Genomic DNA, 7536 nt, shown 5'->3' on the forward strand with positions numbered 1-7536 from the left:
GGCCTGAGGTCTGCGCGCGCATCCCTGGCGCAGAAAGCAGCACGCGCCGATCGTTCCCTCGGCGCGCGGACGCAGCTTCAGTTCATGGTCTCCATCCAGCCGAGCAGATGACCGCGTTTGCGGATGCGTGCGGCGTCGAGCAGCATGCGCCCGGCCCAGCGATAGACGTTGTTCTCCTTGACGATCTCGCGCATCAGCCGCATGCGTTCGCCCTGTTCGGCCCCGGACATCGACAGCCCCGCGACCAGCGCCCGGGCCATGCCGGCGGTGTCGTAGGGATTGACGATCAGCGCCTCCAGCAGTTCGCGCGAGGCCCCGGCAAAGGTGCTGAGGACCAGCACGCCGCGCTCGTCGTCACGCGCGGCGACGAACTCCTTGGCGACCAGGTTCATGCCGTCGTGCAGGCTGCTGACCACACAGACATCGGCGGCACGGAACAGCCGGAACACTTCGACCGGACTGTGATGCTCGGCGAGCAGCACGATCGGTCGCCAGTTCGGCCGGCCGTAACGGGCATTGATGCGCTCGGCCAGGGCCTCGGCCTCGGCACGCAACTGCTGGTAGACCGGCAGGCGGTTGCGTGTCGGCGCGGCGATCTGCAGGAACGAGAAGCGGCCGACCCATTCCGGATGGTTGACCAGCAGCGCCTCGACCGCCAGAAAGCGGTCGAGGATGCCCTTGGTGTAATCGAAGCGCTCGACACCGACGCCGAGGCGCACGTCGGCGCCGATCCCGAGGCGTTCCTGCACCTGTGCGCGGCAGACCGCGGCCGGCGGCAGGCTGCGGATCGCCTGCGGCGGCCATTCGATCGAGATCGGATAATGGCGCACCAGCGTCGTCTCACCACCGTGCGTGACCGTTGCCTCTTCCTGATCGATGCGGCTTTCCAGGAAGCGGTCGACTGCCGACAGGAAGTTGTTGCAGTGGAACTGCGTGTGGAAGCCGAGGATGGAACTGCCGAGCAGTCCGCGCAGGATTTCCCCGCGCCACGGGCAGATGCTGAACGATTCGGCGTTCGGCCACGGGATGTGCCAGAAGGTCACGATCGTCGCCTCCGGCAGACGTTCGCGCACCATGCGCGGCAGCAGCGCGAAGTGGTAGTCCTGCACCAGCACGATCGGCCGCGGCGTGCGGGCCTCGGCGATGACGGCGTCGGCAAACTTGCGGTTGACCGCCACGTACTGCTGCCAGTCGCCATCGCGGAAGACCGGGCGCACGAAGGCGATGTGGCAGAGCGGCCAGAGGCCCTCGTTGGCGAGCCCGTAGTAGTAGCCGTCCTGCTCGGCCTCGCTGAGCCAGACGCGGCGCAGCGTGTAGGCCGGTGCATCGGGCGGCACGGCAATGTGGTCGTGTGCATCGACGCTCAGGTTATCGGCGCTTCCGCTGCCGTGCGCGATCCAGGTGCCGGAACAGGCACGGATCACCGGCTCCAGCGCCGAGACCAGGCCGCTCGCCGGAATCTGCAGATCAATCCGGCCGTCGACGAGGTTGTGGATGTAGGGCTCGCGGTTGGAAACGACGATGACCTCGGAATCCGGCAGCTCACGATCGAGGATCGCTGCCAGCGTCTCCGGTGCCCAGTTCAGCCGGAAGTCATCGACGCTGCGGCGCACGCCGTCGAGCGCGCGCAACCGCTGGCGGATCTCGTCGACCAGCGGCGCCAGATCGGCGGAGGACGGCTTCGCTGCGCTCGCCACCGGCTGCGCGAAGCTGTCGCGCACGGTGCGCAGCCAGTCGCGCAGCGTCAGCCGTGCGACCAGCACCGTCACCATCGAGATCAGCGCCGCGAGCACGATCAGCGACACGACCAGATAACCCTGGGCACTGGCGCTGCGGTCGGTGATGTAGCCGATGTCGTGCACGATCACGAGCCGGCCGCCGGCGAGCGGAAACGCACCGACCAGCAACTGCCGGCCGAACGAGGTCTCGCTGCGGAAGACCGGCTCGCCGGTGGTTGCCGGCGCGAAACGGCACGAGAAGCCGTCCGGCATGCGCCGGCTGCGATGCACGAGCACGTTGCGGGCATCGCACCAGCCGACGCCGGCCACACGTTCGTCACGATCGACATCGTCGAACAGCGTACGGATGCCATCGGCGTCGTGACGCCCGAGGCGCTCGGCCAGCGGGGCCTCGAGCGTGTGGAACACCAGGCCGGAACGGATTTCGATGTCGCGCTGGAACCAGCGCGAGATCAGGCCGCCGATCAGTGGCGACAGGGCCACGGCGACGACGGCCAGCACCGCCAGCAGCGATGCGATGAACCGGGTGGTCATGCGCATGGGCAGCTTCCGGGGGGAGGCGTGCACGGTCGCGGTACGTCCGCGCACGGGGCGGATCGGCCTGACACGACCGCCGGGGCCGGAAGTCTGAAGCAGGTGCCAAGGCTGCCGGCGGACAGACCGGGTCAGGGGCGCCCCGGGATTAAAGCAGCAAACGTGCCGCAAGACACATCCTGACGAGGCACTGCACCATGCCGCCCGCACGCCGGACAGCGATCGTGATCCATGCATGTCATGCAATCGACCCGACATTTTGTTCCACATATCGGAACATATTTCGCAATGCGCTACATCAGCATGAAATCCGGAGCTTCCGGCCGGATATGACGTCTTTTTTACTCCGCATTACGAAACGTCAGCCACATGCCGGCAGATCGCCCGCTGACGCAGATCATGTCCCACCCCCCCGGCCGACAGGCAAGGTCAGGTCTGATCCCTGACTTGCCCCCGGAGGTGGCGTCATGAACGCCCCGCTGCTGCCGCACCCCGCCTGTCCCGAAATCCTCGACGGCAACGAAGCTGCCGCCCGCGTCGCGTATGCCGCGAGCGAGGTCGTCGCGATCTACCCGATCACGCCGGCCTCCTCGATGGGCGAATACGCCGACGAATGGGCGGCGCGCGGCAAACCGAACCTGTGGGGCGCGCTGCCGCAGGTCGTCGAGATGCAGTCCGAGGGCGGTGCAGCCGGTGCCGTACACGGGGCGCTGGCCGCCGGAGCGCTGGCGACCAGCTTCACGGCCTCGCAGGGCCTGCTGCTGATGATCCCGAACCTCTACAAGATCGCCGGCGAGCTGACGCCGTTCGTGCTGCACGTCGCGGCGCGCACGCTGGCAACGCACGCGCTGTCGATCTTCGGCGATCACTCGGACGTGATGGCCGTGCGCGGCTGCGGCTGCGCGCTGCTCGCCTCCGGCTCGGTGCAGGAGGCCGCCGACCTGGCGGCGATCGCCCACGCGGCGACGCTGGTCGCGCGCGTGCCGTTCCTGCACTTCTTCGATGGCTTCCGCACCTCGCACGAGCTTGCGCTCGTGCAGCCGCCGGCCGACGACACGCTGCGCGCGCTGTTCGATGAGGCCGCGATCCGCGCCCACCGCGAACGGGCGCTGACGCCGGAGCACCCGACGATCCGCGGCACCGCGCAGAACCCCGACGTGTTCTTCCAGTCGCGCGAGGCGGCGAATCCGTATCACGACGCGCTGCCCGGCCTCGTGCGCCGGACCATGGATCGCTACGCCGAACTGACCGGACGGCGCTACCGGCTGTTCGACTACCACGGTCACCCCGAGGCCGGACGCGTGCTGGTGCTGATGGGTTCGGGCGCCGAGACCGTGCACGAGACCGTCGATGCGCTGCTCGCTGCCGGCGAGCGCGTCGGCGTGCTGCGCGTGCGCCTGTACCGGCCCTTCGCCGGCGCCGACTTCGTCGCCGCGCTGCCGCGCACGACGCGCGCCATCGCCGTGCTCGACCGCTGCAAGGAGCCGGGCGCACCGGCCGAGCCGCTGCACCTCGACGTGATCGCCGCGCTCGCGCAGCACGGTCACGGCGCCTTCCAGACGCTGCCGCGCACGATCGGCGGGCGCTACGGGTTGTCGTCGAAGGAGTTCACGCCGGCGATGGCGAAGGCCGTGTTCGACGAGCTGTCCGCCACCGTGCCGCGCTCGCCGTTCACGATCGGCATCCACGATGACGTGACGCATCTGAGCCTGGACTTCGACCCGCACTGGAAGAGCGGCGCGGCGGCCGGCGTCACCGCCTGCGTGTTCTACGGCCTCGGCTCCGACGGCACGGTGTCGGCGAACAAGAATTCGGTGCAGATCATCGCCGCCCACACCGGCCGCCACGCGCAGGGCTATTTCGTCTACGACTCGAAGAAGTCCGGCGCGATGACGGTCTCGCACCTGCGCTTCGGCCCCGGACCGATCCGCTCGGCCTACCTGATCGGCGCCGGCGAGGCCGATTTCGTCGCCTGTCACCAGCCGGCCTTCCTGACGCGCCCCGAACTGCTCGCGCACGCCAAGCCCGGGGCGACGCTGCTGCTGAACACGCCGCTCGCCCCCGGGCGGCTCTGGGCCTCGCTGCCGCCGCTGGTGCGCGCCACGATCCGCGGCCGGAACCTGCGCCTGTACGCGATCGACGCCTACGCGCTCGCCGCGGCGCAGGGCATGGGCCGGCGCATCAACACCGTGATGCAGACGGCGTTCTTCGCGATCTCCGGCGTGCTGCCGGGCGAGGCCGCGATCGCGGCGCTCAAGCAGTCGGTCGAGGACAGCTACGGCCGCAAGGGCCGGCGGCTGGTCGAGCAGAACCACGCGGCGATCGACGCCACGCTCGCGGCCCTGCACGCGATCCCGGTGCCGGAGCGCGACGAAGCCGCGGACGACGGAGCCGGCGAGGCCGTTCATGCACCGATCCCGGCCGATGCGCCGGCGTTCGTGCGCCTTGTGACCGCCGAGCTGCTGGCCGGGCGCGGCAACGAGCTGCCGGTCTCGGCGCTGCCGGCCGACGGCAGCTTCCCGGTCGGCACCGCGCGCTACGAGAAGCGCGCGCTCGCGCTCGAACTGCCGGTCTGGGACGAAAAACTCTGCATCCAGTGCGGCAAGTGCCCGCTGGTCTGCCCGCACGCGGCGATCCGCGCCAAGCTGCTGACGTCCGGACAGGCCGATGCAGCCCCGGCCGGCTTCCGCAGCGCGCCGGCCAAGGGCAAGGAATACGCCGGCAGCGGGCTGCGCATCGTGTACCAGGTCGCGCCCGAGGACTGCACCGGCTGCAACCTCTGCGTCGAGGTCTGCCCGGTGCGCGACAAGTCCGAGCACCGGCGCAAGGCGCTGAACATGGCGCCGGCCGAGCCGCTGCGCGAGCCCGAACGCGCCAACTGGGCGTACTTCCTGCAGCTGCCCGAGGCCGACCGCAGCACCACGCGCATCGGCCTGATCCGCGGCGCGATGCTGCACGAGCCGCTGTTCGAGTTCTCCGGCGCCTGCGCCGGCTGCGGTGAAACCCCGTACCTGAAGCTCGCGAGCCAGCTGTTCGGCGACCGCATGCTGGTCGCCAACGCCACCGGCTGTTCGTCGATCTACGGCGGCAACCTGCCGACCACGCCCTGGGCCGCGAACCGCGACGGCCGCGGCCCGGCCTGGGCGAACTCGCTGTTCGAGGACAACGCCGAGTTCGGCCTCGGCATGCGCATCGCGCTCGACCAGCAGCGCGAGCACGCCGAAGCACTGCTGCGCGAACTGGCCGGTGCGCTCGGCACGACGCTGGTCGAGGCGCTGCTCGGGGCCGATCAGTCCGACGAGGCCGGCATCGCCGCGCAGCGCCTGCGCGTCGCCGATCTGCGCACGCGCCTCGCCACGCTGCCCGATCCGCGCGCACGCCGGCTGGAGCACTTCGCCGATGCGCTGGCGAAGAAGTCGGTGTGGATCGTCGGCGGCGACGGCTGGGCCTACGACATCGGCTACGGCGGGCTCGATCACGTGCTCGCATCGGATCGCGACATCAACATCCTCGTGCTCGACACCGAGGTCTACTCGAACACCGGCGGCCAGACCTCGAAGGCGACGCCGCGCGGCGCGGTCGCCAAGTTCTCGGCCGGCGGCAAGCGCGTCGGCAAGAAGGATCTCGCACTGCTCGCGATGGACTACGGCCACGTCTACGTCGCACGCGTCGCCTTCGGCGCGAAGGACCAGCAGACGCTGAACGCCTTCCTCGAAGCCGAAAGCTGGCCCGGACCGTCGCTGATCCTCGCCTACTCGCCGTGCATCGCCCACGGCGTCGATCTCTCGCGCAACCTGCGCCAGCAGGAGCTGGCGGTCGCCTGCGGGCACTGGCCGCTGCTGCGCTACGACCCGCGCCGCGCCGGCGCCGGCGAGCACGCGCTGAAGCTCGACAGCGCGCGCCCGAGCCTGCCCTTCGAGCAGTACGCCCGCACCGAGGGCCGCTTCGAGATGCTGCGCCTCGCCGATCCGGCCGCGGCCGAACGCCTGCGCGCCGAAGCGCAGGCCGAGGTGCTGGCCCGCTACCACCACTACGAGCAGCTGGCCGGACTCGATCAGGACACCCTGCCCGAGCCCGCAGCCGGTGCCACCACCGAGGAGGATGTGCCCTGATGAACCCGCTCGCCACGCAGTACCTGGGCCTGCAGCTCGCCAACCCGCTGATCGCGGGCGCCTCGCCGCTGTCGCGCAACCTCGACCACGCGCGCCGGCTGGAGGATGCCGGCATCGGGGCGCTGGTCATGCACTCGCTGTTCGAGGAGGAGCTGATCGAGGAGGAGGAAACCTGGCTGCGCTTTCGCGACCAGGCTGCGCTCGGCCACGCCGAGGCCGACGGATTCCTGCCCGATCATCCGGGCTATCGCAACGCGCTGGAGCGCTACGTCGAACAGCTCCAGCGCCTGAAGACCGCGCTGGCGGTGCCGGTCATCGCCAGCCTCAACGGCGTCTCGCGCAGCGGCTGGCTGCACCACGCGCAGGCGCTGGAGGCGGCCGGGGCCGATGCGCTGGAGCTGAACGTCTACTACCTCGCCGCCTCGCCGGCCGAGTCCGGCACCGAGGTCGAGCAGCGCTACCTCGATCTGGTCGCGGCGCTGAAGTCGCACGTGCGGATTCCGTTCGCGGTCAAGCTCTCGCCGCAGTTCAGCGCGCTGCCGCACTTCGTGCGCCGGATCGAAGGCGAGGGCGCCGGCGGGCTCGTGCTGTTCAACCGCTTCTACCAGCCCGACATCGACATCGACACGCTGAGCCTCGTGCACCGCCCGACGCTGTCGCACCCCGGCGATGCGCTGCTGGCGCTGCACTGGATCGCGATGCTGCGCGGACGCACGACGATCTCGCTCGCTGCCGGCGGCGGCGTGAAGTCGGCCGCCGAGCTCGCCAAGCTGCTGCTGGTCGGCGCCGACGCCGTGCAGGTGGTCGGCGCGCTGCTCGCGCACGGCCCCGAGCGCGTCGCCGAGATCCTCGCCGGCCTGCTCGGCTGGATGTCCGTGCACGAGTTCGAATCGATCAGCCAGATCCGCGGCAGCCTCAGCGAGGCGCGCATCTCCGATCCGGGCGGCTACGAGCGCGTCCACTACCGCGAGGTGCTCGACGGCTGGCGCTCGGCGCGCGGGGTGTGGCGCTGAGCGCGCGCCGGCGCTGACCGGCCCCGCGTAAGCACGTACAACGCGGTCATGCTGCAGCAGCCGGCCGCGATTCTCACCGGCCAGCACGCGCTGATGAAGGCCGTCCTCCGTGATCGCGGCGTACAGGCGCACGTTGGC

Annotated in this window: 3 protein-coding genes; 2 read left to right on the top strand and 1 reads right to left on the bottom strand. The window is 70.3% G+C overall.

All coding sequences use genetic code 11. The features are described 5' to 3' along the window. Positions 1-77: 77 nt before the first annotated feature. Positions 78-2273, bottom strand: a complete 2196-nt coding sequence (locus tag PKE44_RS02200; RefSeq protein ID WP_324548026.1) for a trehalose-6-phosphate synthase — start codon at positions 2271-2273, stop codon at positions 78-80. Between the two features lie 467 nt (positions 2274-2740). Between PKE44_RS02200 and nifJ the strand changes: the two genes are divergently transcribed. Together nifJ and PKE44_RS02210 are read left to right on the top strand one after the other, a co-directional pair. Then, positions 2741-6385: a pyruvate:ferredoxin (flavodoxin) oxidoreductase gene (gene nifJ, locus PKE44_RS02205; RefSeq protein ID WP_324548027.1), complete on the top strand. Its 3645-nt coding sequence runs from the start codon at positions 2741-2743 to the stop codon at positions 6383-6385. Further along, positions 6385-7398, top strand: a complete 1014-nt coding sequence (locus PKE44_RS02210; RefSeq protein WP_324548028.1) for a dihydroorotate dehydrogenase-like protein — start codon at positions 6385-6387, stop codon at positions 7396-7398. Before nifJ ends, PKE44_RS02210 begins: the two co-directional genes overlap by 1 nt. Positions 7399-7536: the final 138 nt, after the last annotated feature.

The sequence above is a fragment of the Plasticicumulans sp. genome (assembly GCF_035331805.1).
Lineage (GTDB): Bacteria > Pseudomonadota > Gammaproteobacteria > Competibacterales > Competibacteraceae > Plasticicumulans.

Bases quoted from the DNA above. Each gene is read 5' to 3' on its own strand.
- PKE44_RS02200 (WP_324548026.1), bottom strand. From the start codon at position 2,273: ATGACCACCCGGTTCATCGCATCGCTGCTGGCGGTGCTGGCCGTCGTC.
- nifJ (WP_324548027.1), top strand. From the start codon at position 2,741: ATGAACGCCCCGCTGCTGCCGCACCCCGCCTGTCCCGAAATCCTCGAC.
- PKE44_RS02210 (WP_324548028.1), top strand. From the start codon at position 6,385: ATGAACCCGCTCGCCACGCAGTACCTGGGCCTGCAGCTCGCCAACCCG.